Raw genomic sequence first — 21,134 nt, 5'->3', positions numbered from 1 at the left:
TTCGATCGCTTAAAGCTATGTATGTTAAGCAGTTACAGGAACGGAGAGGGAGGGATTCGAACCCTCGTTGAGGTTGCCCCCAAACCGCATTTCCAGTGCGGCACCTTCAACCACTCGGCCACCTCTCCAGGGATGTGCTTTGAAATGTCCTTTGCAGGATTTCTTGCACGGAATCTTATTATAGAGTATGTTGCTCGAAAATTGCAAATGTCTCGATCGCACAAAATTCGCATCCACTATCGCCAAAAAGGAACGCATTATACCATAGAAGTGCCGGAAAATCGGTACATATTACACAGTGGCGAGAATCAAGGCGTCGATTTGCCTTTCTCTTGCCGCAACGGTGCTTGTACCACCTGCGCGGTGCGGGTGCTTTCCGGAGAGATTTATCAGCCAGAGGCGATGGGACTGTCCCAGGAACTCCGCCAGCGGGGGTATGCGCTGTTGTGTGTCAGCTATCCGCGATCGGACTTAGAGGTGGAGACTCAGGATGAAGATGAAGTTTACGAACTGCAATTCGGTCGCTATTTTGGAAAAGGGAAAGTAAAGGCGGGATTGCCCCTCGATGAAGACTGATAAAAGCCAAAACAGCAATATTTTCGCTTTTTTCTTTTGCTTATTATTTCTCCTGACAAGTTGCCAGCCGGTAACAACACCCCAAGGAGAGGTGGCTAAGGTTGTGCGGGTGGTGAGCGGACAAACCCTCGAAACGATCGATTCGGAAAAACAACCGCCTTTGATTGAGCAAATCCGCCTGATTGGGATTGAAGCGCCGGACTTGCGGCAACGTCCTTGGGGTACGGCGGCGAAAGAACGCCTGGAAGAATTGATCGGCTCTAAACCGGTTTTGTTGGAATCTGACACGGAAACTAAAGACCAATTCGATCGCTCCCTGGCCTATGTGTGGCAAGATGGAGTGCTGTTAAACGAACGGTTACTGGCAGAGGGATATGGACTTTTTGTATCGCGATCGCTCAACAACAAGTATGACGAACGTCTAGAAAGCGCCCAAGAATTCGCCAGAGTCATGGGTTTGGGTATTTGGAACCCAGAAAAACCGATGCGCCTGACCCCGGCTGAGTTTCGCAATCAATATAGATGATGAGGAATGGGGTATGAGGCATGGGACATCGGAAAATAGAAAAATGGGAAAAATTTCCTATACTCGATCTCCTTTAAGCTTTAACATTTTAGCCATGCCCAATTCTCCATTCGCCATTCCCCATTTTCAATTCTCCATTCCCATAAATTAAAGATGAATCATACCCCCGAACAATTGCAAACATTCCTGGAGATTGCCACCGAAGCAGCTCTGACTGCCGGTGCAGTTTTACAATCTTATTTGGGCACACTAGAAACGGTGGAAGAAAAAGGGCGTCCGGGGGATTTGTTAACGGCAGCAGATAAAGCCGCCGAAGCTACAATCCTAGAAATTTTAGCTCGCCACTTTCCCGACCACTCAATTTTGGCCGAAGAATCCGGGCGACTGGGAGAAAATAAAAGTGAATACCTCTGGGCGATCGATCCGCTAGACGGTACTACCAACTTCGCTCACCAGTACCCATTTTTCGCCACCTCAATTGCATTGTTGATTGACGGAGTTCCCCAGGTGGGTGCTATATACGATCCCTTTCACAACGAACTGTTTCGCGCAGCTATTGGTTTGGGTGCAACGCGCAACCGGAGGCCCATCCGAGTTTCGCAAACATCGGAGTTGAGCAAGAGTCTGTTAGTAACGGGATTTGCTTACGATCGTCGCGAGACAGCTGACAACAACTACGCCGAGTTTTGCCACCTTACCCATCTTACCCAAGGCGTTCGGCGCAGCGGTTCGGCATCTCTGGATCTAGCTCATGTCGCTTGCGGACGCCTTGATGGATACTGGGAAAGAGGACTTTCTCCTTGGGATATGGCCGCAGGAGTGATAATCGTCCAGGAAGCCGGTGGCAATGTTACCGCCTACGATGGCAGTCCGTTGCAAATTGATTCAGGCCGTATTTTGGCGACTAACGGTTACATTCATAACAGCCTTAGCACCGAACTTATGCAGGTACGTCCTTTATCTGCCTGGAATAATGCCGTACATTCACGCTAGCGCATTAATAGAGGTGGCGAAGTACACTAGATTTAATCGCTTCAAAAGTCGGAAACTACACTATGGCTCTTAATATTGAACGGGGACTATTCAAGTTTGATTTCACAGATCACCACGCAGTTTTAGGGGTACCTTTGGATGCAACGGCCAACGACGTTCGCAAACGGTATCTCAAAATTTCCCGTCGCTTACATCCCGATAGCTGCATTGCGGAAAGCGAAGCAGTAAAACATCAGGCAAGTCAGTTCTTTGCCAAAATGGTGAATCCTGCCTACGAACAATTGTTTGGCGAGCAAAGTCGAGCCGAACATAATGCACTTTTAAGTCGCATGGGAAAACGCCTTGTTCAAGAACAAAATCAAATCGAATTGCGTAGCGAAATAGCTAAGAAGTTAAGCAAATCAGGTAACTTTGAGCAAGAGTACAAAACTGCACTGCAAAGCTTGGGCGAAAAGCAATATGAAACGCTCGATAAAGTACTAGAAAAAACTGCTGAAATTAGCGAAATAAATTTGATTTATTTGTTGCGAAAAGCCAGTCAAGGTCAACCTGTCAACAAACCGGCACAGGCGACGGCGAAATCGCCAACCCCAACAGCAGTAGGAGGAGGAACGACAAAACCACCCGCACAGGGAACAGCACCCGCAGCTGAGAAGAAGCCGGAAACTTCCCCTACGGAGACATACTGCCGTCGCGCACTGGACTATATCGATAAGAATTACCCGGCTAAGGCGGTTTTGGAAATGAAGGATGCGCTCAAAATGGAGCCAAATAACAGTCGCTGTCATGCCATACTAGCAATGGCTTATTGGAAGCAAGACCAGATGACTATGGCTAAGGTTCATATGAATCAAGCTTTGAAGTTCAATCCTCAAGAACCAACTGCTTTGGAAGTAAAAAAACTGATGGAAAAACAAGCAGAAAGAGCGGCTGCCGCTTCTGCCTCTGCTAAGAAGAAGGAAGCAGAAAAATCAAGTGGCGGTTTATTTGGTTTATTTGGCAAGAAAACTGACAAGAACGAAAAGAAAAAGTAATGGTGCATCAATCACCCTCCTCCCTTCCCTCTTCTCCCTCCTTCCCCCCAAAAAGGGGGGATAGCAAAGGCGGAACTTTTGTTCGCTCAGATGATAAAGGACTGAATTTTTATGCACCGGGGGCGAGAGATTTATTGCCCCTGGATGTGGCGCAAAAACGTTGGATTGAAGAACGTTTGCAGCAGGTATATCATCGATCGGGTTATCACCGGATTATTACCTCCACGATCGAGCGGTTGAATACACTGATGGCTGGGGGAGCGATCGATCGCTCGACGGTGTTGCAACTGCAAAACATTGAAGAAGAAGGGCTGGGGTTGCGTCCAGAACTAACTGCTAGTATCGCACGCACTGCTGTTACCCGTATGGCTGGCGTCTCCTATCCCCAACGCCTCTACTACAATGCCAATGTGTTTCGTCGCTCGCACGATAGCAGCCACAACAATCAGCAGGAATTTTATCAAGCTGGGGTAGAATTGATCGGTGGCGGCGGGTTGCTTGCCGATGCAGAAATCTTGCTCTTGCTGACAGAATGTTTGCAGACTCTGGGTTTGCATAACTGGTATCTGATTTTGGGAGAAGCGGAACTGACGCGAAGTTTGCTCTCGGCTTTTCCAGATGCTCTGCAAGATAAGGTGCGATTTGCGATCGCTCATCTCGATCGCGTTACTCTAGAAACGCTACCGCTTTCGGAAGAACTGCGCCAACGCGCTCTGATGTTGTTGGATTTGCGCGGACGCCCAAATGATGTGCTGCAAAAAGTTGCCCATCTAGAACTAGCGCCGCCTCAACAAGAAGCTCTCAACAATCTTAAATCTCTGATAGAATTACTCGAACAAGGCTTTCCAAAGCTAGCCGATGGCTCGTCGATCGCCTCAAAATTAATTCTCGACCTCAGCTTAATTCAAACCTTCGATTACTATACCGGTATAGTATTTGAAGCAGTCGGCGAAACGGAAACTGGCAAGCGCGTTCTGGGACAGGGAGGTCGCTACGATCGATTGCTCAGTCTCTATCACCCTCAAGGAGAAAATGTTCCCGGTATTGGATTCTGTCTTAATATCGAAGATCTGCACCAAGCATTGCTACCTACCGCTCAGTTGCCCCACCAAACGCCCGCCAGCGACTGGTTAGTCGTTCCCGAAACTCCCCAAGCTTACCCAGCTGCGTTTGCTTACGCCCAAACTCTCAGAGATTCGGTCAATTTAGTGCGCGTGGAAATAGATTTGGGAGGACGCGATCCCGATGCAATTCGGGAATACGCCAGTCTTCGCCGTATCCGTCAAATTGCTTGGGTACAAGCGGAAGGCTCGCCTACTATTGAAACGCTGTGATTCAAAAAGCACTACAATCCTTAATGTAGGTTAGAAGGCGAGTTCTGTTCGGGCTCGTCTGCCGAACTTTGAGAGAGAGAACACTGTGCCTCACACGATCGTTACTGATATTTGCGAAGGCGTCGCCGACTGCGTTTCCGCTTGTCCCGTTGCTTGCATTCACGAAGGCCCAGGCAAAAATGTCAAAGGTACTGATTGGTACTGGATTGATTTTGCCACCTGCATTGACTGTGGTATTTGTCTACAGGTATGTCCTGTAGAAGATGCTATAGTCGCTGAGGAGCGTCCGGATTTGCAAAAAACGCCTTCTTAAAAGTCAAAAGTCAAAAGTCAAAAGTCAAAATCTACAGATCCTCAGTCCCTAGTCCCTAGCCCCGACGCCCTAGCCCCTAGCCCCTTCTTCCCAATGACTGATGACCCCATATTATTAGTTGAAGATGTTTTCGCAGGATATGTTAAAGATTTGGATATCCTGCAAGGCGTCAATTTCAAAATTTATCCCGCTGAATTGGTGGCGGTAATTGGGCCCAACGGTGCTGGCAAATCAACGCTGGCTAAAACTATTTTTGGTCTGCTGAATCCTCACCGAGGCAAAATTACTTTTAAGGGCGAAAGTATTGGTGGCTTAAAATCCGATCGCATCGTGCAGAGAGGGATGTGCTATGTGCCCCAAATTGCCAATGTTTTTCCTTCTCTGACGGTGGAAGAGAATCTGGAAATGGGCGCGTTTATCCGCAACGTGCGTTTGCAACCTCTCAAGGAGAGGATTTTTGCGACTTTTCCCGTTTTAGCAAAACGCCGTCGCCAACGCGCTGGTACTCTCTCTGGGGGAGAACGGCAGATGCTGGCGATGGGAAAGGCTTTGATGTTAGAGCCCAGTCTGTTATTGTTGGATGAACCTTCTGCTGCTTTGTCTCCTATTCTCGTTAATAACGTTTTTGAACAAATTAAGCAGATTAATCAGGACGGTACTGCTATTGTGTTGGTGGAGCAGAATGCTCGCAAAGCTCTGGAAATGTCCCATCGCGGTTATGTTTTGGAGGCAGGGCGCGATCGCTTCACCGGCCCGGGTGTAGAATTACTGAATGACCCCAAGGTGGGCGAACTCTATTTGGGAGCCACCTCTACTCATTAAGTTTGGTTACAATTTACTGTACTTGTATACTGGAATTTGATTTTGTGGTATTCTTTTATAATGGAGATGTTTGCCGTTTTATTTTTTTTGCAAATATTCTGATTATAAAGAATATAATATTAGTTTAATAATATGGCTCAGTAGCTAAAAAGTCAAGCCTTATTTTGGAATTTTTTAGAGCGCAAAGTAAAGTAGAAAAGATCGTAAGTGAGGATTCGGTTGTGGGGGAATTATAATGTAAGGAAGTGTGATTTTGTTGACAATATGACGGATTTTAAAGAACTACCGGAATGGGAAAAAGCGCATATTCTGACTGTGGCAGTTTACGAGATTACTGATAAATTTCCGGAACGGGAATTGCAGGGAATAACGCAACAGATTCGGTTGGCAAGCGCTGCTGTGCCTATCAAAATCGCGCAGGGATGTGTTAAACATGAAAGAGAAGAACAAATAAAGTTGTTTGAACTAGCGATAGATGGAGCTATAGAGTTAGAATACTATCTGCTCCTAAGCTATGAATTAGATTTCCTAAATATCGCAGATTACGATCGTCTCGTCAGCAGCGTAGTAGAAGTAAAAGAAAAGCTGGAATCTTTAATCGAAAGGATGAAAACCAACTCCTAATAGCCTCACGCACCCAATTGCTGTCAATTGTGACTATCAAACTCGAACCTCACCATCTGCAAGCTATTCGCACTCACGCCGAAAGCACCTATCCAGAAGAGTGTTGCGGTATAATCTTGGGACATTTGAGCGACGATCGCAAAACTGTACTAGAAGTCAGACCTACCGAAAATGCCTGGAATGAAGAAGCGGCGGAATTTCCGATGCGTGTAGGAGATGGGAGTAAGAAGCGAAACTATGCGATCGCTCCTGGTGATATGCTCAAAGCACAACGAGAAGCACGCGATCGCTTCCTTAATATTATTGGCATATATCACTCGCACCCAGATCATCCGGCGATTCCCTCGGAAATGGATCGGGCGATCGCATGGCCGGTGTATTCTTATCTCATTGTCTCAGTACCGCAAGGCAAAGCTGGAGAACTGCAAAGTTGGTGTCTCGACGATAACCGCCAGTTTCAGCCAGAGGAAATTATCGCCCAGGATAGTTAAACAAATTGTAAAAAACTGCGAAGACGGGAAAGACACAAAGGATACTGTTTAAGGATACCATATAAGATCCGCTCTTCCCTATCAGATTGCCATGCTCAATCCCAACCTGGATGAAATCCAGCTTTCTAAAGACGAATACGAAAGATATTCCCGCCACCTAATTTTGCCAGAAGTAGGACTGGAAGGGCAAAAACGCCTCAAAGCCGCCAGCGTCCTCTGTATCGGTACGGGTGGACTGGGTTCCCCGCTGCTGCTTTACCTCGCAGCAGCTGGAATCGGACGCCTGGGTATAGTCGATTTCGATGTCGTCGATAATTCCAACTTGCAACGCCAAGTTATCCACGGTACATCTTGGGTGGGTAAACCCAAAATTCAATCTGCCAAAAATCGGATTTTGGAAATCAATCCCGCTTGCCAAGTTGACTTATACGAAACGCGGATAAGTTCGGAAAATGCGATCGACATCATGAAACCATACGATATCGTGGTGGATGGCACAGATAACTTCCCCACGCGATATCTAGTTAACGATGCTTGCGTGTTACTGGATAAACCGAACGTTTACGGTTCCATTTTCCGATTTGAAGGACAAGCTACCGTCTTTAACTACGAAGGTGGCCCTAATTATCGCGACTTATACCCGGAACCCCCACCGCCAGGGATGGTTCCCTCTTGCGCTGAAGGTGGCGTTTTGGGTATTTTGCCGGGAATTATCGGTGTTATCCAAGCAACGGAAACCGTCAAAATTATCATCGGAAAAGGTACAACTCTCAGCGGTAGGTTGTTGCTGTTCAACGCGCTGGAAATGAAGTTTCGCGAGTTGAAATTGCGACCGAATCCGGTGCGCCCAGTCATTGAAAAGTTGATAGACTACGAACAATTCTGCGGTATTCCCCAAGCAAAGGCAGAAGAGGCAAAACGGCAGATGGAAATTCAAGAAATGACCGTAAAAGAATTGAAGCAGCTCATCGATAGCGGTGCAAATGATTTTGTGCTGCTGGATGTTCGCAATCCCAATGAGTACGAAATTGCCAGAATTCCCGGTTCTGTTTTAGTGCCATTACCGGAAATTGAAAGCGGTAATGGTGTTGAAAAAGTGAAAGAATTGCTCAACGGTCATCGCTTGATCGCACATTGTAAAATGGGGGGTCGTTCTGCCAAAGCGTTGGGTATTCTCAAGGAAGCTGGTATTGTCGGTACGAATGTCAAAGGCGGTATCACTGCTTGGAGTCGGGAAGTCGATTCTTCTGTTCCGGAATACTAAGAGTAGCGGGATTTAGGCAGGATTAGGCCAGAAAACCGGTTTCTTCGCGGGTTCTAGAAACCGGGTTTCTTTGCGTAAGTTGTGAGTGTGATGGTGAGTTATATCGTGTCCGGTTGCATCGGTGGTACATGAGTGATACTCAAGATTATCTGTGGGAATCAAGGGTTAAATTTTTACCGCAGATGTAGGCAGATTAACGCAGATTAACGCAGATAAGAAAGTGATTTTTTTGTGCGATTGATGCTACTGGATATGAGATTGGGGTTCGTAACTGCTAAACTGACGATAAAGCTTAAGAAAAATAGGCGATTCATTGATATTTTTGTATAAATTTGCATACTTGAATGATAAGTAATCCAAAAATGGGATAACAAGATGGATGCCTCTAGAAATCAGCCAAATGTGTTGTGGTTGCAGGTCTGGGGTTTGGCAGGGGTACAGGGAGCAATTACCTTTACCTGGCTAATTTATAATCTGTATTTGCCCCAATTATTGGTGCAATTTGGCTTTGCTAAAGAGTTAGCGGCTGGGTTGCTAATTATTGAAAATGGGTTGGCGATCGCAATGGAACCCCTGATGGGAGGAATATCCGATCGCATCAAACACTCGTTAGGCAGTCGCTTTCCCTTGATATCGTTTGGAGTTATCCTATCATCGGCGTTGTTTATCGCTATACCGGCAGTTGTTGTTTTCCGCAATTTATTCGATGGGATACGCTGGGTATTGCTGCTGCTGATGGTAGTCTGGGCTTTGGCGATGGCGGTGTTTCGTTCTCCGGCGATATCGTTGTTGGGAAAATACGCTAGACCGGCTGAGTTACCTTTGGCGGCTAGTTTGTTAACTTTAGCGGCGGGAATCATTGGCGCATTCAAACCAATTGCCAATCAATTTGTTCTGGGTATGGGGCCAATTTTTTGCTTTGCGATCGGCACTTTTGTTCTGCTGGGTGCAGCTGTTATATTGCGTCGTTTCGATCCACCAGAAATACCAAAACAGGACAACACTCCCACCGTTCCTCCCTCTCCTACTCTCTCCCTCTTATCCCCACTGGTATTAATTTTGGGAACTGGTGCGGGTGTGGCGTGGGGTTCGCGTTTCTTGATGGACGCAATTCCCAAAATGCTGAAAAACCAATGGCCAAATGCTGATATTCCTTGGCTGATGTTTGCTATCTCTCTTCTTCTCGCTTTTGCTGCACTTCCCGCTGGCGCGTTGGCGGTGAAACTGGGCAACCAACGCGCTATGTTAGTTGGCATTGGCGCTACGATACCGTTGTTGCTGCTGATGGTTTTGATTCCCAACGGGTTTATTGTGGCAGTAACAATAGTGGGAGCATTAGCATTTTTTGCTTTAATTGTCAATGGAGTTGTACCTTTTGCTTTGTCGCTTGTACCAACAGAGCGATCGGGATTGGGTGTGGGATTCTATTTTGGCGGGATCGGACTGGGATCGAGTTTGTTTGGGATATTATTCCCGCAACTGGCAAGTATGACAGCCGTTGCGAGTGGGATTTGGGGTGCGATCGCATTCCTCGCCGCAGCCATTTGCATAGCCGCTAGCGGTAAGTTGCGATCGGTACCCGAAGCAGTAGAAGCCTGACTTTCAAAAGTGAATATTAAGTTTTGATAAATGTTAGTTTTTACAGACAAAGTGGGAATATTAATAGTAGGGGAGAGAAGAAACAGTTTTGTTACTTCTTTCCCCCAGGAATTTTAAGTTGTGCGGTTGCTTCTGCCAGTGTAGCTCTTTGCGATTGGCAGAATTCGTCTACATCACAAAAGATTTTGGTGAGATCCAGACGCTCTTGCGATATCCACAGCGGAGACTTCAAATTGCGTCAAATCCAGTTTCAGCTTTTCTGGTCTCTTTTTCTAGCCCGTTAAGATCGCGTTTTATTAATCGGAATTTCAACGGTAAATTCTGCTCCTTTTCCTAATGCGGAGTGGCAATATAAATTCCCACCGTGTTTATTGACCACAATCTGGTGACAGATAAACAGCCCCAGTCCCGTACCTTGTCCTACCTGTTTGGTAGTAAAAAAAGGGTCAAATAATTTTGATTGTAATTCTTCAGGAATTCCCCAACCATTATCTGATATTTTGATTAATATTCGATGACTGTTCAGAACTTGAGTATTAATTTTAATTTGTGGCGTATTGCCAATAAATTGGCTAGACACGGAATCAATAGCATTATTGAGAAGATTCATAAATACTTGATTGAGTTGTCCGGAATAACACTCAATTAGCGGCAGTTGACCATAATCTTTAATCAAAACAATTTCTGGATGTTCTAGTGTAGCTTTTAAACGATTTTGAAGAAGCATCAGCGTATTGTCGATACCTTGATGAATATCCACTCGTTTGAATTCCGCCTCATCGTGACGGGAGAAATTCCGCAAAGACATAACTATTTCCTGAATGCGATCGGTCCCTATCCGCATCGAATTCAGCAGTTTGAGTACGTCTTCTTGCAAGAAATCTAAATTAATTGGTATATGGCGTAACTTATCATCGGCTTTGAGAGTTTTACAAACTTCATAACCATCCATCTCTGGCATTTTGATATCTAAAAGTATTGCATCCGGTGCCTTCACTTTTACAGTTTTCAACGCCATCCGCCCACTGGTGACGCTGCGAACAGTGTAGCCAAGTTGGAGGAGTGCCTCGCTTAGCAATTGTAAGTTTTCGAGCAGGTCGTCTACAATCAGAATGTTACCTTTATTTTCACTTTCCAAATTAAGATTCATTGCTTATTAGGGGTTCAACTAAATCAACCAATTGCTCAAATTGAAATTGACGCACGAGTTGTGTGAGGGATTTGCTCAAACGAGTTTCTGTCTGGGGAATTTCTTCTATCAGTTGTAAAGCGCGGTTAAAATTAGCTTCAAGCGCCACTTCGTATAATTTATTAATCCATTCTTTAGGCATACACATTAGCTGTTGGGATGTTAAGGCATTCTCCGATAACTCTTCTAATTTAAGGTGTGGTGTTTCGGCATAGATATATTGCACTCCTAAATGCTTGGATAGCGTATCGAAAATGGTGTATTCAACGAAAGGTTTGCGGAGGAAATCATCACATCCTGCCGAAAGTACGATCGCTTTTTCTTCTTCTAAAACGCTAGCTGTAAGGGCAATTATCGCTGTCGCATTACCTTTGATGGTAGATTTAATATATTTTGTCGCTTCATAACCGTCCATTACGGGCATTCTCATATCCATCCAGATGAGGTGAGGTTCCCATTCATCCCAAATTGCGATCGCTTCTTTGCCATTACTTGCTTCTTTCACCTCAAATCCTAAAGGACTGAGCAACTTAATTAGTAATTGGCGATTAATCGCTTTATCATCTACTGCGAGGATTTTGTAGGTGGGTTGACCTGGCACAAGTCCCAGCACTCTCGGACGTTCTTCTATACTCTTGCTGACTGTTGTTTGACCCAATTTTGCCTGAATATAGAATTGGAAACTTGAGCCTTTTCCCAATTCGCTTTCTACGGAAATATCCCCTCCCATTAGTTGCACAAATTTGCGACTGATCGCTAAACCTAATCCCGTTCCCTCCTGCATTTCTTTGCCAGCTTGCGCTTGGGTAAAGGCATCAAAGAGCTTTGGTATTTCGGCAGGTGCAATACCTATGCCAGTGTCGCGCACCCGAAAATGGAGATTAAAAACATCGGTTGTTTCTCGATCTCCTTGAAAGACATAGAGAGCAACTTGACCTACCGAGGTAAATTTGATCGCATTGCTGATTAAATTAATTAAAACCTGACGCAGTTTTACTTCATCGGTACAGATATAGCGCGGGACATTTTCTGTCCTCTGAAAGAGTAAATTTAAGCCAGCATTAGTTGCCCGCAGATGCAGCATATCTTCTAAATCATCGAGTAGGTTATGTAAGTCAAAATCTTTAGGATTGAGAGTGATTTTGCCTGCTTCGATTTTGGATAAATCGAGAATATTATTAATAATTGTCAGCAAGTAATCGCCACTACGATAAATAATTCCGGCATTTTCATAATGTTCGGCTGGCATATTATTGGCTCGCAACATTAACTGGGAAAAACCTATAACAGCATTCAGAGGCGAGCGCAATTCATGGCTCATATTGGCAATAAAGGTACTTTTGGCTTGGTTGGCTACTTCCGCTTTTTCTTTAGCAATTGCTAATTCTGCCGTGCGTTCCTGTACCCGATTTTCTAAGGTTTCAAAAGAAGTTTGTAACTGACTTGCCATATCATTAAAGGAATCTGCTAGGGTTTCTAGTTCCGAAACTCCCTCGATCTCTACCACCTGACTCAGTTCGCCACTAGCGATCGCTCTACTGGCTTGACTCAATCGCTGAATTGGTGTAGCAATCAAATTTGAGGTAATAATTCCCAATCCTGTGGCGATCGCTAAAGTTAAGAAACAAAGTAAAATTGTTGTATTCCTATTCGCCTGAATTTCTGCCATAAATTCAGATTCTGGGATCACCATTACCACCAACCAATCCAAACCGTATTTATCGCGGTAGGGGATTACCCTGACAAAAGGGTTTCCATTGAGAGGTGGGCGGAGTAGTTGCGGTTTCGCGATCGCCTGTAAACTGCCAAAACGCCGGATTAAATACTGTGTCACGTCACGGATCGCTCTTTCGCTGCTATTCACAGCTTTCAATCTGGTAGCTTTGCCCTTAATAATAGGCGCTGGGGATTCATTTGCAGAACTAGCAACAATCAACCCCGAACGTTCAATGATGAAAATATGACCCGATCTTCGACTATCCAGTTTTTTCAGAAATCGGCTGATTTGATTGAGTTCAACATCAATACCAAGTACACCTAGTAACTTTTTCTGCGCGTCATACACGGGAGTGCTGGCTGAAGTGCTGATGTAGTTCTGCAAATCTCCCCAACTGTAAATAGAACTCCAAATCGGCTTACCAGCTTCGATCGCATCTAAGTACCAAGCCGCATTATTCGTTTGTGGATTTTTAAATGTATATTTTACCTTGAGCCGATTACCCTCGTTATCTACTGAGTAGAAACTGATTTTATTGAGGTCAGATATGGGAATTTCTCCAATTTCCAACTGATTATTCTGCCCATAACCAGCACCGATAAATTCTCCCTTAATACTGCCATAGTTAACATAAGCAAAATTTAACGCTCTCATCTGAAGATAGAAGTATTTTCCCAGAGTTTGAGAATCATTCAAGTTTAAGATTCCCGACTTAAAGGCATCCACATTTGTGCCATTGATTTCCTGGGCTTTCCCCATATAACTATTGAGATGTTGCTCAATGCGATTACTCGTTTCCGTCATCAATTCATCTGCCAATTTTGCCACAGCCTGCTGCCCGCTTCGGTAGGAAAGATAGCCTACTAGCCCCACTGCGCCGACGATCTGGAGGACAAAGGGTACTATTAAAAATAATCTCAGGGAAATTTTTCGAGATTTTTTGGATTGGTGGGATCGATTGCTAATCATGGGTTATTAAGAATTCAACTAAATCGGTAATCTGCTCAAATTGAAATTGACGTGCCAGTTTTGTCAGGGATTGAATCAAAGAGTTTCTGTTTTGAGAATTTCTTATAGAAGTTGTATAACAAGATTAGTATCTGCCTCCGTACATAGTGTAATAAGTAAAGCTAATTGGTTATCCCAATCCTTGCTGCCTAAGCATTTCCATTCCTTATGACCAATGCCAATGCCCAAAAAAACTCTTTCTCAAAGCAGTAGGGATCGCCAACAACGCTACCCTTTTCTAGATTTCAAAGTAGTTAGCAAGTAATAGCGGATTGCCTGGTGTTTGTAGTGTCCCCCACTACATCTACCAATGGCATCATTAATTGACAACTAATAGCTGAAGCGAGATCGCTCTGCGTGTGGAGGCATATCCCTCTGCTAAAATACATTTGCGATCCCGCGCTTTTACCTATATCCTGTAAAACTATGAGAAATTCCTACGTGTTTACCATGAGACCCATGTCGAGTCCACTTCGCATCTCTACGCAATTATACTGAGATACGCATGGGGATCAAGCTAAAACAAAAGTTCATAAACTTATTTTGCATAGAAGATCACCAATTTGGGTATTAGCCTCTGGATAGATGAGGCTACGGAAGGGGGGCTTTTATAGTTAAGTGTGTCGAGCTTGTCAGGAAGCGATCGGACAGCTCAACTCAGGAGGAGGATATGTTGAAACAATTAACCGAACTTGCCAATTGCTGGAAACTTACGGTTAATTCAAAACAAGGCTGGACTCGCTCCAACGCTTCCGCTTTCGGTACAACGGGGAGAAGGGAGTTCTGGTCAAATCCAGGGCAAACAATATATTGGCAACCCTGTATTGAGTTTGAACCTTAACCTTTGAACGATTTTAATTTTACCGTTCAAAACCCCAAAAAGCAAGACAAATAGCTCAATTTTAAGCTTGGCGATTTTATTTGCGTCTGGCGATCGCCAAAACCTGGATCAACTAGAGTCGGTTTAGCTACTCCCGCAAGGGTTTTCAGATAAAAGAGTACAACATTATGAAATGCTGCCACTCAGCTGGGTTGACGAACAGGCATCTGAATTTGAGATTATACACTTTATTTTCAGCACTTTTGGATTATCGTTGGTTTTTTTTGTCAAAACCCCAACCATTTAATTAACGGATTTTAATGAAGAGGCAAGGTTAAGATGAATACGCGCAGCAATACTTGTCCTTGTTGTGGAAGCACCCTACTCCGCCACATTCGCTCTCAAGGGATCTATTGGTTTTGTACCTCCTGTCACCAGGAAGTGCCATCGTTACTTTCCATCAGGTCGCTGCATTGTGATACTCTAAAACAGCAGTCGCGTCCGCTATCGGCGGTAAGTTGATCGGTTTTGTTAGCAGCTGTACTTTACGGTCAAGAGAATTTACGCCTGGAATCTGTGCCCGATCCGATTCCCGGTGCAGGTGAAGTTGTGATAGAAGTTGCGGCGGCAACCACTTGCGGTACAGACCTGAAAGTGTGGCGTCGCGGCGGTCACGCCAGAATGCTGCGACCCCCGACTTTGTTCGGTCATGAGGCATCTGGGCGGATTGTGGCTGTTGGGGAGAATGTTTCGGGTTGGCAGGTGGGCGTTAGCGAAGCTTTCCCGATAGGGACTCGCGTGGTGGCAAATAATTCTGCCCCCTGCATGAATTGCTTCTTTTGTCAACGTCAAGAATATTCCCTCTGTCCGAACTTAACTTGGAATAACGGCACATTTGCGGAATACTTGAAAATTCCGGCGGCGATCGTACAGCACAACCTCCTGTCCATCCCGGATGACTTGCCCGACGCCCTGGCATCGATGACAGAACCGCTGGCGTGCGTGCTACATGGGGTAGCCCGTTCCAACGTGAAAGCAGGCGATCGCGTCGTGGTATTGGGAGATGGTGCGATCGGGTTGATGTTCGTAGCTGTTTTGGCGCATGGGGCATGGGGCAGAGAAAATTCTGCTCACCAATCCGCAATCCAAAATCCAGTTGAGGTATTCTTATTTGGTGGCAACGACCAAAGGTTAGAGATTGGTAAAAAATTGGGTGCATCCCAAACTTTCAATTATCACCAAATTAGCGACATCCCAGCAGTGGTGAAAGAACTGACAGACGGATGGGGTGCGGATGTGGTAATCGAAGCAACGGGTGTGCCAGCAGTGTGGGAAAGTGCGATCGCAACTGCCCGTCCCGGTGCAACGGTTAACTTATTTGGAGGTTGTCCGCGAGATACAACCATTACAGTAAATACAGAACAACTGCACTACAGCGAACTGACTCTTAAAGGTGTATTTCACAACACGCCCACCTACGTGAGAGAATCACTTTCGCTGCTGGGAAGTCGCATCATACCGTTTGAATTACTGATTAGCGAACATCGACCCCTGCAAGATTTAGAACAAGTGTTTCGCGATATGCGCGATCGCAAAGCGATTAAAGTAGCGATCGAACCGACAAAATCATGAAGGATCGGGCGCAAAGATGAAATTGAAATTAATCTTTCTTTTGCCTTTTACCTTTTGCCTTTTTACTTCAAAAGTCAACGCCTTACCCGGTCAAACAACCGACCAAGTTGCCGCCTGGATTAAGGCGCACCCCACCCTGCGACCGAGTAGCGGCGAAACATTGCTAGTACGCAAAAGCGATACTGCCGCAGTCAGATTTATATTTCAAGCTTCTGTCCTCGCACCGGGTATCGCAACTGCTGGGGGAGACCCAGGTGTGATTCGCACCGAGCAAATCGATTTGTTCGATCTCATCAATGGCGTCACGTTCGATCGTCTCGTCGAATCTTTGCGAACAATTTACGGATTGGGTATTTATCAAGATTATCAAAGAGCGCGGGTAGTTTATGCTTACCCTAACGAAGCGACGGTGAGAGAAGCACGCAATACAGCCGCCCCTTTAGAGGAAGCATTGCAAGGAGAACTGCGTTTAGGCGACAGATATGCTTACTGGATAGAAATTGCCAAACCGCGACAGGGTTTTCCCATCACCGGCAAAATCGCCATTTTGCTCAAAAGCGATTTAGACAAGTTGGAATCCGAACTTCGCAATCGTTGAAGGAGTGAGGGAAAGTCAAAAGTCAAAAGTCAAAAGTCAAAACTAGGAATTTATGGCTTTAAAATGACCAATTTTCCATCATTGCTCTGCCTTACTCCATTTTAATGTTTCCTCCTCCTTCTCACTCTTCTTTTTTAGTTTTAACTTTCGGACATTTTCTCCCGTTCTCCTTTTTCCTGTTGTTTTTGACTTTTGACTTTTGACTTTTGACTTTTGACTCCCCGACTGACTACTGCCAAGTGCCGGCGAAGATACTCCTAACTGCGATCGCGATCCGATGCAAATCTTCATTCAACATCGGTGGCCACTCGACCCCAGATCTAAGTCCGGCGTCGTATAGCTGGCGACTCTCAAAGCACAACTGGTGTATCGCATAGACGAGCTCGCGATCGAGGTGAGTTTCCTCCTTGAGAGCGTCGAACGCAATTTTCAGCGCTAATAATATAGATGTCAGCTGACCGGGGACTGGCGATTTGCCCGATCGCAGACGCACAAGCAAGTCATCGGGATTGCGCTGAGTTAGCAAAGCTGTTCCCTGAGCGATTAAAAAATTACGAGCTGTTTTGTCATCCATACAGCGATATTTGCAACTAAAGAACCGATATAGTCAAAAAATACATTTAGGAACAATATCCAGAATAACCCTGTCAGATCACTCATCTGGATGAGGTACGAAGCATTAGCAAGATCGTACCTTAAAAGTAAGCATAATCGGAAGAGTTTCCTATGAAATCCCAGAAATTCCTGGCTCAATTTTTAGTATCGACAATCGCTGTTTCTGGCGCTGTTTCTGGTGTCGTAGCGAGTACAGCCCAAGCGCAAACTCAAGAAGCCGAAGAATTAACAACAATATTTCGTTGCGTTCGCGAAAATCGAAATTTTGCTACTATCGCCGCAAGAGGCGATCGCACTACATCACCGATCGTAGTTTGGCGAACCACCGAATTTGGCCCTGACTATACTCCTCAACAACGCTGCCGCATTGTTTCCGATCGATTGACCAGAGCAGTTGCCGACAATGGCGGTCGTCTCAGCAATTTATACTTGACTACTGGAACCCTAAATAATCTACCGGTTGTTTGTTACATTAACGGTGGATCTTCTAGTTGTAATTCCGACAATTTGCTGTTCACCCTCGATCGTCGGAGCGCCCAAAATCCAGATGAAGTTCTAGCCAATTTGCTGGAGTTTGGTACAACTGGTTCTGGTCGTCCAGTTTACTCGCTTAGACCTAACAATAGTTCGACGGCACGGCGACGAACTTTCAGTTTGGAAAGAGTGGTTAACGAAGCATTTAGCTCTCGAAACAGCGGTGGCTCTACTACTCGCCCCGGAACAGGAAATAATTCTGGAACTAATTCTGGGGGTAGGAATAACAACGGTATCTAAGTGAAATTGAGTGGATTGTCGATTTCCACTAGCAAACCTGGGGAGTGTTTAACCTCTCCAGGTTTGCTAATTAATAGGTATCTGGAAAACTATTTTCAGGGGAAGAATTGATTGTGGATCTGTCGTTAATTGGTTTGGGGACTCGTTTGACAGCGATCGCATCATTAAATGGTCTAGTGATGCTATCAGGGGTTGCAGTTATACCTAATATTAATAACAGTTTGGATAACGCCAATAAATTACCGTTAGAAGTAGCTCAAAGCCGCTCGCGAAATAACATTTCTGTAGCAGAAATAGCTAGGGAAGTCACGGTGCGGATTTTAGAGAATGACGGTGGTGGTTCTGGTGTAATCATCGATCGAAAGGCGCAAACCTACACAGTTTTGACTTGCGCTCATGTGGTGGAGAGAGGCGATCGCTATACAATTCTAACCTCAGATGGGCGCAGCTATTCTGGTCGGGTGCAGCGCTCTGCCCGATTTGGAGATAACGATCTAGCCATAGTACAATTTACTAGCGATCGATCTTATCAAGTTGCAGCAATGGGAAATTCCAATTCCCTAGCAATTGGCGATGAAGTATACGCTTCCGGATTTCCCAATTGGCGCTTTCTGAACCGAGATGCGATCGAAAATACCCGCGATTGGGGTTTGAGAGCGTTTCGTTTGACGAAGGGATATGTGGAGATGGTTGCAGAGCGATCGCTCCCCAGAGGCTACCAACTAGGCTACACTAACGAAATAGAAGATGGTATGAGTGGCGGGCCTGTATTGAATAATAAAGGTGAGTTGGTGGGAATTAACGGGCGGTTGAAATTTCCCCCACAAGGCATTCAAGCTTACAGATTTGCGGATGGAACAGCACCATCCCAAGCACTGTTCAAGCAAATGGAAGCATTAAGCTGGGCTATTCCGATCGCCACTTTTCAGCAAAGGTTTAGATAAGATTAAGAGGTAATTGGTGATGGGCGATCGAGTAAAAATTTAATCACTTGCTCATCACCAATAAATTTACCCCTACCTATGGGAATATTTCACAAAGGTAAATAACGGACTTGCCCTTCCCATTCCCCATCAAGACTGAACTCTGCCAATAACAAAATATCTTCAATAGCGCGAATGATGGGAACATCAAAGCCTACTTGAAACACTCCCGGTACAGATAATCCTGCCTCAAGTCGTTGATAAACATATTGTGTAATTTTAGCTACGTCATGGGTGAGCAAAACTCTCCCATCTTTCGCAGCAAACTCTAACACAATAGAGTCATCTGTACCAAAAAGACCAACATCTTGATAACGAACAATATCTAATTCTGGCTGCCGACGTTGTAAGCCCCTTATGATATTGTTATTGAAGTTTTCATCTGCCAAAAATCGTAACATAATTAGTTATTGTGTCTGGCGTGCTAATAAGCGATCGCGCACCCCTTGAGGCTCAGATTTAGCCTCATTTAATTTACGAATTTCCGTAGCCTCTTGTTGCCGTTCCTGCAAATATAATTCCACATAAGGACGATGACGTAAAAAGAACGAGAGCGTAGCATACACATCAGCTAGTTGCAAAGATGGGTACTGAAACGCAATCTCCTCAGCAGTCGCCCCTTGATTGAAAGCAGCAACAATTGTATCTAGTGTAACCCGCGTTCCCACCATTCGCACCACCCCATCAGGGTGGACTTCCAAGGGTACGGGTTCGGCTGGAAATAAAATCGTCATAGGCTTTACCTCCATTGTTTTGTTGTAGGTATGGTTTTATATTTTACAGTATACTGTTGACAAAGGGATTACCTTCGCGGAGAAACAAGCATCCGTTCCCTTATAAATATTGAATTAGTTTTCTTCGCTTCATTAGATACTGACCTTAATCTGCTCTCGGATTACAGATTTACCATAAATTTATTGTTCAGCCAATTTGCGATTAGATATTAAGATTAATTCTATTGCTTCCTGCAAACTTTCTCTGGCTTCGTCCAGGGTTTTTTCCTGTACATTGGCACCGGGTAATTCTTCAACGTAACCAATATACCAATCGTCTACTTTTTCAAATACCGCAGTAAATGTGTTTTCCATTGTTAGATATTTTGCAAGGGGATAAGTTGGTTTTGTGATTTGGTGGGTGAGGACGATCGCGCTACTTTAAAAGATGGCTAATGAAGGGGCGATCGCACAAATCGTCCTTGGATGTGAGCCTTGCTGTAAACTGGTTGAGAATTTCAGGTAACAGAAAAGATGTTTTAGCGTTAACTTGTTGCGAGTTGGATATGGATGATTTTTACGATGTATTACAAAAAATGAAAAAAAGACCTGCCATGTATCTGGGGCAGGCATTATATTTTCAGTCTTCAGGCATTTTTGGATGGATAAGATTATTTTTGGTTGACAGGTGTCTTTGAATTTGTTTTAGGTGGCGCTGATGGTGAGGTTTGGTTCTCTAGTATTGGTGCGCTTGGTGTTTTTGTAGGTGGATTCAAAACGTTACCAATATACCCAGCTACTAAACTAGAAATCACGCCAGAAACAAAGCCTACAATAAGACCGTCAATCCATCCCCGAATACGCCCCTTTGAATTAGCGCGACTAAGAAGACGGGCAAATGATTCTTCGGAAACTTGTAAAATGTTTTCGACATTATTCTTATCTTCTTCTAATTTTTTAATTGCAGCACGTAATTTTTCCACCTCTCCTTTTCTTTGTTGCGCCTCACTTTGTAAACTATCAACTGCTGATATTGCCTCCTTCAAGTCTTGTTTAATTTGTTCTAAACGTGCAAGACGAGAGTCTATATTTTCTGGCTTTTGGGAATCAAGTAAAACTTCGTAAATAATATACCCAGGAAAAAACAAACTACGAAACATTTCCTTTGTAGTTAGATGTATTACTTTCCCCAAAGCATTTTTAACTTTTGTTACTTTTTCTGTAGACATGGTAAAACTTAAGTGTTATTCTCTTTCTAAATTTAGCTTTCCGAAAATCTACCATTCATTTAAATCTACCTGTCCGCACCCTTCCTCGATCGCCTCTAACATAATTTTCGCATCCTCATGGGAAATAGTACCAGCAAATTGCAACAACTCCTTACCCGGTACACCAACCGGGTTTTTCATTGCTAAAAATCGCGCAAAGTCTAGCACTTGCTGTTGTTGTTCATCACTCAACTTATTCAGTTGAGTGAAAATTTCCTTCTCAATCAATGGATTAATCATC

At 44.6% G+C, this 21,134-nt stretch carries 24 protein-coding genes and 1 tRNA gene; 16 read left to right on the top strand and 9 right to left on the bottom strand.

The genetic code is table 11. The annotated features are described in order from the left end of the window. Positions 1-41: 41 nt before the first annotated feature. Positions 42-128: transfer RNA gene (locus ACE1CD_RS13985), tRNA-Ser, on the bottom strand. Positions 129-207: 79 nt separating this feature from the next. Here ACE1CD_RS13985 and ACE1CD_RS13980 point away from each other — a divergent pair. The 11 genes from ACE1CD_RS13980 to ACE1CD_RS13930 all read left to right on the top strand — a co-directional run bounded on the left by ACE1CD_RS13980 (position 208) and on the right by ACE1CD_RS13930 (position 9,576). Next, positions 208-576 carry a 2Fe-2S iron-sulfur cluster-binding protein gene (locus tag ACE1CD_RS13980; RefSeq protein ID WP_374797471.1) on the top strand — a complete coding sequence of 123 codons (369 nt, stop codon included), beginning with the start codon at positions 208-210 and terminating at the stop codon, positions 574-576. After that, the gene (locus ACE1CD_RS13975; protein WP_374797469.1) at positions 566-1,102 is read left to right on the top strand and encodes a thermonuclease family protein; all 537 of its coding nucleotides are present in this window, start codon (positions 566-568) and stop codon (positions 1,100-1,102) included. The genes ACE1CD_RS13980 and ACE1CD_RS13975 overlap by 11 nt, the downstream gene beginning before the upstream one ends. A 153-nt stretch (positions 1,103-1,255) precedes the next feature. After that, positions 1,256-2,095, top strand: coding sequence for an inositol monophosphatase family protein (locus ACE1CD_RS13970; protein WP_374797467.1), 840 nt, complete (start codon positions 1,256-1,258; stop codon positions 2,093-2,095). 62 nt (positions 2,096-2,157) lie between these two features. Continuing rightward, positions 2,158-3,129: a DnaJ domain-containing protein gene (locus ACE1CD_RS13965; RefSeq protein ID WP_374797465.1), complete on the top strand. Its 972-nt coding sequence runs from the start codon at positions 2,158-2,160 to the stop codon at positions 3,127-3,129. After that, positions 3,129-4,463, top strand: coding sequence for an ATP phosphoribosyltransferase regulatory subunit (locus tag ACE1CD_RS13960; protein WP_374797463.1), 1,335 nt, complete (start codon positions 3,129-3,131; stop codon positions 4,461-4,463). The genes ACE1CD_RS13965 and ACE1CD_RS13960 overlap by 1 nt, the downstream gene beginning before the upstream one ends. A gap of 85 nt (positions 4,464-4,548) precedes the next feature. Next, positions 4,549-4,776 carry an indolepyruvate ferredoxin oxidoreductase subunit alpha gene (locus ACE1CD_RS13955; protein ID WP_190474246.1) on the top strand — a complete coding sequence of 76 codons (228 nt, stop codon included), beginning with the start codon at positions 4,549-4,551 and terminating at the stop codon, positions 4,774-4,776. Positions 4,777-4,869: 93 nt separating this feature from the next. After that, positions 4,870-5,598: an ABC transporter ATP-binding protein gene (locus ACE1CD_RS13950; protein WP_374797461.1), complete on the top strand. Its 729-nt coding sequence runs from the start codon at positions 4,870-4,872 to the stop codon at positions 5,596-5,598. 264 nt (positions 5,599-5,862) lie between these two features. Then, positions 5,863-6,222: a four helix bundle protein gene (locus ACE1CD_RS13945; RefSeq protein WP_374797459.1), complete on the top strand. Its 360-nt coding sequence runs from the start codon at positions 5,863-5,865 to the stop codon at positions 6,220-6,222. Between the two features lie 29 nt (positions 6,223-6,251). Beyond that, positions 6,252-6,713, top strand: coding sequence for a Mov34/MPN/PAD-1 family protein (locus ACE1CD_RS13940; RefSeq protein ID WP_374824841.1), 462 nt, complete (start codon positions 6,252-6,254; stop codon positions 6,711-6,713). A gap of 91 nt (positions 6,714-6,804) precedes the next feature. Next, positions 6,805-7,977 (top strand): molybdopterin-synthase adenylyltransferase MoeB, encoded by a 1,173-nt coding sequence (gene moeB, locus ACE1CD_RS13935; protein WP_374797455.1) that lies wholly within the window; start codon positions 6,805-6,807, stop codon positions 7,975-7,977. 375 nt (positions 7,978-8,352) lie between these two features. Further along, a complete protein-coding gene (locus tag ACE1CD_RS13930) occupies positions 8,353-9,576 on the top strand; it encodes an MFS transporter (protein WP_374797453.1) in 1,224 nt (407 codons plus the stop codon). Between the two features lie 280 nt (positions 9,577-9,856). Here ACE1CD_RS13930 and ACE1CD_RS13925 read toward each other — a convergent pair whose 3' ends face one another. Both ACE1CD_RS13925 and ACE1CD_RS13920 read right to left on the bottom strand, forming a co-directional pair. Further along, entirely contained in the window at positions 9,857-10,726 is an 870-nt protein-coding gene (locus ACE1CD_RS13925) for an ATP-binding protein (RefSeq protein ID WP_374824838.1), read from the bottom strand. Then, complete coding sequence (locus tag ACE1CD_RS13920; protein ID WP_374824835.1) at positions 10,716-13,451, bottom strand: ATP-binding protein; 2,736 nt, start codon at positions 13,449-13,451, stop codon at positions 10,716-10,718. Before ACE1CD_RS13920 ends, ACE1CD_RS13925 begins: the two co-directional genes overlap by 11 nt. Positions 13,452-14,160: 709 nt before the next feature. Here ACE1CD_RS13920 and ACE1CD_RS13915 point away from each other — a divergent pair. The 3 genes from ACE1CD_RS13915 (at position 14,161) to ACE1CD_RS13905 (ending at position 16,540) form a co-directional block, all read left to right on the top strand. Further along, complete coding sequence (locus ACE1CD_RS13915) at positions 14,161-14,331, top strand: hypothetical protein (protein ID WP_374797447.1); 171 nt, start codon at positions 14,161-14,163, stop codon at positions 14,329-14,331. A 507-nt stretch (positions 14,332-14,838) separates the two neighbouring features. Continuing rightward, positions 14,839-15,942: a zinc-binding dehydrogenase gene (locus tag ACE1CD_RS13910; RefSeq protein WP_374797445.1), complete on the top strand. Its 1,104-nt coding sequence runs from the start codon at positions 14,839-14,841 to the stop codon at positions 15,940-15,942. Between the two features lie 16 nt (positions 15,943-15,958). Continuing rightward, positions 15,959-16,540, top strand: a complete 582-nt coding sequence (locus ACE1CD_RS13905) for a hypothetical protein (RefSeq protein ID WP_374797443.1) — start codon at positions 15,959-15,961, stop codon at positions 16,538-16,540. A gap of 229 nt (positions 16,541-16,769) precedes the next feature. Here ACE1CD_RS13905 and ACE1CD_RS13900 read toward each other — a convergent pair whose 3' ends face one another. Then, positions 16,770-17,114, bottom strand: a complete 345-nt coding sequence (locus ACE1CD_RS13900) for a Dethiobiotin synthetase (RefSeq protein ID WP_374797441.1) — start codon at positions 17,112-17,114, stop codon at positions 16,770-16,772. A 152-nt stretch (positions 17,115-17,266) separates the two neighbouring features. Between ACE1CD_RS13900 and ACE1CD_RS13895 the strand changes: the two genes are divergently transcribed. Beyond that, positions 17,267-17,929, top strand: coding sequence for a COP23 domain-containing protein (locus ACE1CD_RS13895; protein ID WP_374824832.1), 663 nt, complete (start codon positions 17,267-17,269; stop codon positions 17,927-17,929). A 113-nt stretch (positions 17,930-18,042) separates the two neighbouring features. Beyond that, on the top strand, positions 18,043-18,873 hold the full coding sequence (locus ACE1CD_RS13890) for a serine protease (RefSeq protein ID WP_374797437.1): 831 nt from the start codon (positions 18,043-18,045) through the stop codon (positions 18,871-18,873). An 89-nt stretch (positions 18,874-18,962) separates the two neighbouring features. Here the strand turns inward: ACE1CD_RS13890 and ACE1CD_RS13885 are convergent, their stop codons facing one another. From ACE1CD_RS13885 to ACE1CD_RS13865, 5 genes are all read right to left on the bottom strand, one after another. Then, the gene (locus ACE1CD_RS13885; protein ID WP_374797435.1) at positions 18,963-19,313 is read right to left on the bottom strand and encodes a DUF5615 family PIN-like protein; all 351 of its coding nucleotides are present in this window, start codon (positions 19,311-19,313) and stop codon (positions 18,963-18,965) included. A 6-nt stretch (positions 19,314-19,319) separates the two neighbouring features. Further along, complete coding sequence (locus tag ACE1CD_RS13880) at positions 19,320-19,646, bottom strand: DUF433 domain-containing protein (protein ID WP_374797433.1); 327 nt, start codon at positions 19,644-19,646, stop codon at positions 19,320-19,322. A gap of 180 nt (positions 19,647-19,826) precedes the next feature. Beyond that, entirely contained in the window at positions 19,827-20,000 is a 174-nt protein-coding gene (locus tag ACE1CD_RS13875) for a type II toxin-antitoxin system HicB family antitoxin (RefSeq protein WP_374797431.1), read from the bottom strand. Positions 20,001-20,296: 296 nt separating this feature from the next. Continuing rightward, the gene (locus tag ACE1CD_RS13870) at positions 20,297-20,854 is read right to left on the bottom strand and encodes a hypothetical protein (protein ID WP_374824829.1); all 558 of its coding nucleotides are present in this window, start codon (positions 20,852-20,854) and stop codon (positions 20,297-20,299) included. Between the two features lie 48 nt (positions 20,855-20,902). Beyond that, positions 20,903-21,133, bottom strand: a complete 231-nt coding sequence (locus tag ACE1CD_RS13865; RefSeq protein ID WP_374824826.1) for a hypothetical protein — start codon at positions 21,131-21,133, stop codon at positions 20,903-20,905. Between the last annotated feature and the right edge of the window lies 1 nt (position 21,134).

The organism is Aerosakkonema sp. BLCC-F183, assembly GCF_041929145.1.
GTDB lineage: Bacteria > Cyanobacteriota > Cyanobacteriia > Cyanobacteriales > Aerosakkonemataceae > Aerosakkonema.
The sequence above is the reverse complement of the archived record's forward strand: the minus strand, read 5'-3'. Positions and strand labels throughout refer to the sequence as shown.

What these genes read in the sequence shown, in the direction of transcription:
- ACE1CD_RS13900 (WP_374797441.1), bottom strand. Translation starts at nt 17,114, where the DNA reads ATGGATGACAAAACAGCTCGTAATTTTTTAATCGCTCAGGGAACAGCT.
- ACE1CD_RS13865 (WP_374824826.1), bottom strand. Translation starts at nt 21,133, where the DNA reads ATGATTAATCCATTGATTGAGAAGGAAATTTTCACTCAACTGAATAAG.
- ACE1CD_RS13950 (WP_374797461.1), top strand. Translation starts at nt 4,870, where the DNA reads ATGACTGATGACCCCATATTATTAGTTGAAGATGTTTTCGCAGGATAT.
- ACE1CD_RS13965 (WP_374797465.1), top strand. Translation starts at nt 2,158, where the DNA reads ATGGCTCTTAATATTGAACGGGGACTATTCAAGTTTGATTTCACAGAT.
- ACE1CD_RS13925 (WP_374824838.1), bottom strand. Translation starts at nt 10,726, where the DNA reads ATGAATCTTAATTTGGAAAGTGAAAATAAAGGTAACATTCTGATTGTA.
- ACE1CD_RS13885 (WP_374797435.1), bottom strand. Translation starts at nt 19,313, where the DNA reads ATGTTACGATTTTTGGCAGATGAAAACTTCAATAACAATATCATAAGG.
- ACE1CD_RS13920 (WP_374824835.1), bottom strand. Translation starts at nt 13,451, where the DNA reads ATGATTAGCAATCGATCCCACCAATCCAAAAAATCTCGAAAAATTTCC.
- ACE1CD_RS13870 (WP_374824829.1), bottom strand. Translation starts at nt 20,854, where the DNA reads ATGTCTACAGAAAAAGTAACAAAAGTTAAAAATGCTTTGGGGAAAGTA.
- moeB (WP_374797455.1), top strand. Translation starts at nt 6,805, where the DNA reads ATGCTCAATCCCAACCTGGATGAAATCCAGCTTTCTAAAGACGAATAC.
- ACE1CD_RS13905 (WP_374797443.1), top strand. Translation starts at nt 15,959, where the DNA reads ATGAAATTGAAATTAATCTTTCTTTTGCCTTTTACCTTTTGCCTTTTT.
- ACE1CD_RS13960 (WP_374797463.1), top strand. Translation starts at nt 3,129, where the DNA reads ATGGTGCATCAATCACCCTCCTCCCTTCCCTCTTCTCCCTCCTTCCCC.
- ACE1CD_RS13895 (WP_374824832.1), top strand. Translation starts at nt 17,267, where the DNA reads ATGAAATCCCAGAAATTCCTGGCTCAATTTTTAGTATCGACAATCGCT.
- ACE1CD_RS13930 (WP_374797453.1), top strand. Translation starts at nt 8,353, where the DNA reads ATGGATGCCTCTAGAAATCAGCCAAATGTGTTGTGGTTGCAGGTCTGG.
- ACE1CD_RS13970 (WP_374797467.1), top strand. Translation starts at nt 1,256, where the DNA reads ATGAATCATACCCCCGAACAATTGCAAACATTCCTGGAGATTGCCACC.
- ACE1CD_RS13915 (WP_374797447.1), top strand. Translation starts at nt 14,161, where the DNA reads ATGTTGAAACAATTAACCGAACTTGCCAATTGCTGGAAACTTACGGTT.
- ACE1CD_RS13880 (WP_374797433.1), bottom strand. Translation starts at nt 19,646, where the DNA reads ATGACGATTTTATTTCCAGCCGAACCCGTACCCTTGGAAGTCCACCCT.
- ACE1CD_RS13945 (WP_374797459.1), top strand. Translation starts at nt 5,863, where the DNA reads ATGACGGATTTTAAAGAACTACCGGAATGGGAAAAAGCGCATATTCTG.
- ACE1CD_RS13980 (WP_374797471.1), top strand. Translation starts at nt 208, where the DNA reads ATGTCTCGATCGCACAAAATTCGCATCCACTATCGCCAAAAAGGAACG.
- ACE1CD_RS13975 (WP_374797469.1), top strand. Translation starts at nt 566, where the DNA reads ATGAAGACTGATAAAAGCCAAAACAGCAATATTTTCGCTTTTTTCTTT.
- ACE1CD_RS13875 (WP_374797431.1), bottom strand. Translation starts at nt 20,000, where the DNA reads ATGGAAAACACATTTACTGCGGTATTTGAAAAAGTAGACGATTGGTAT.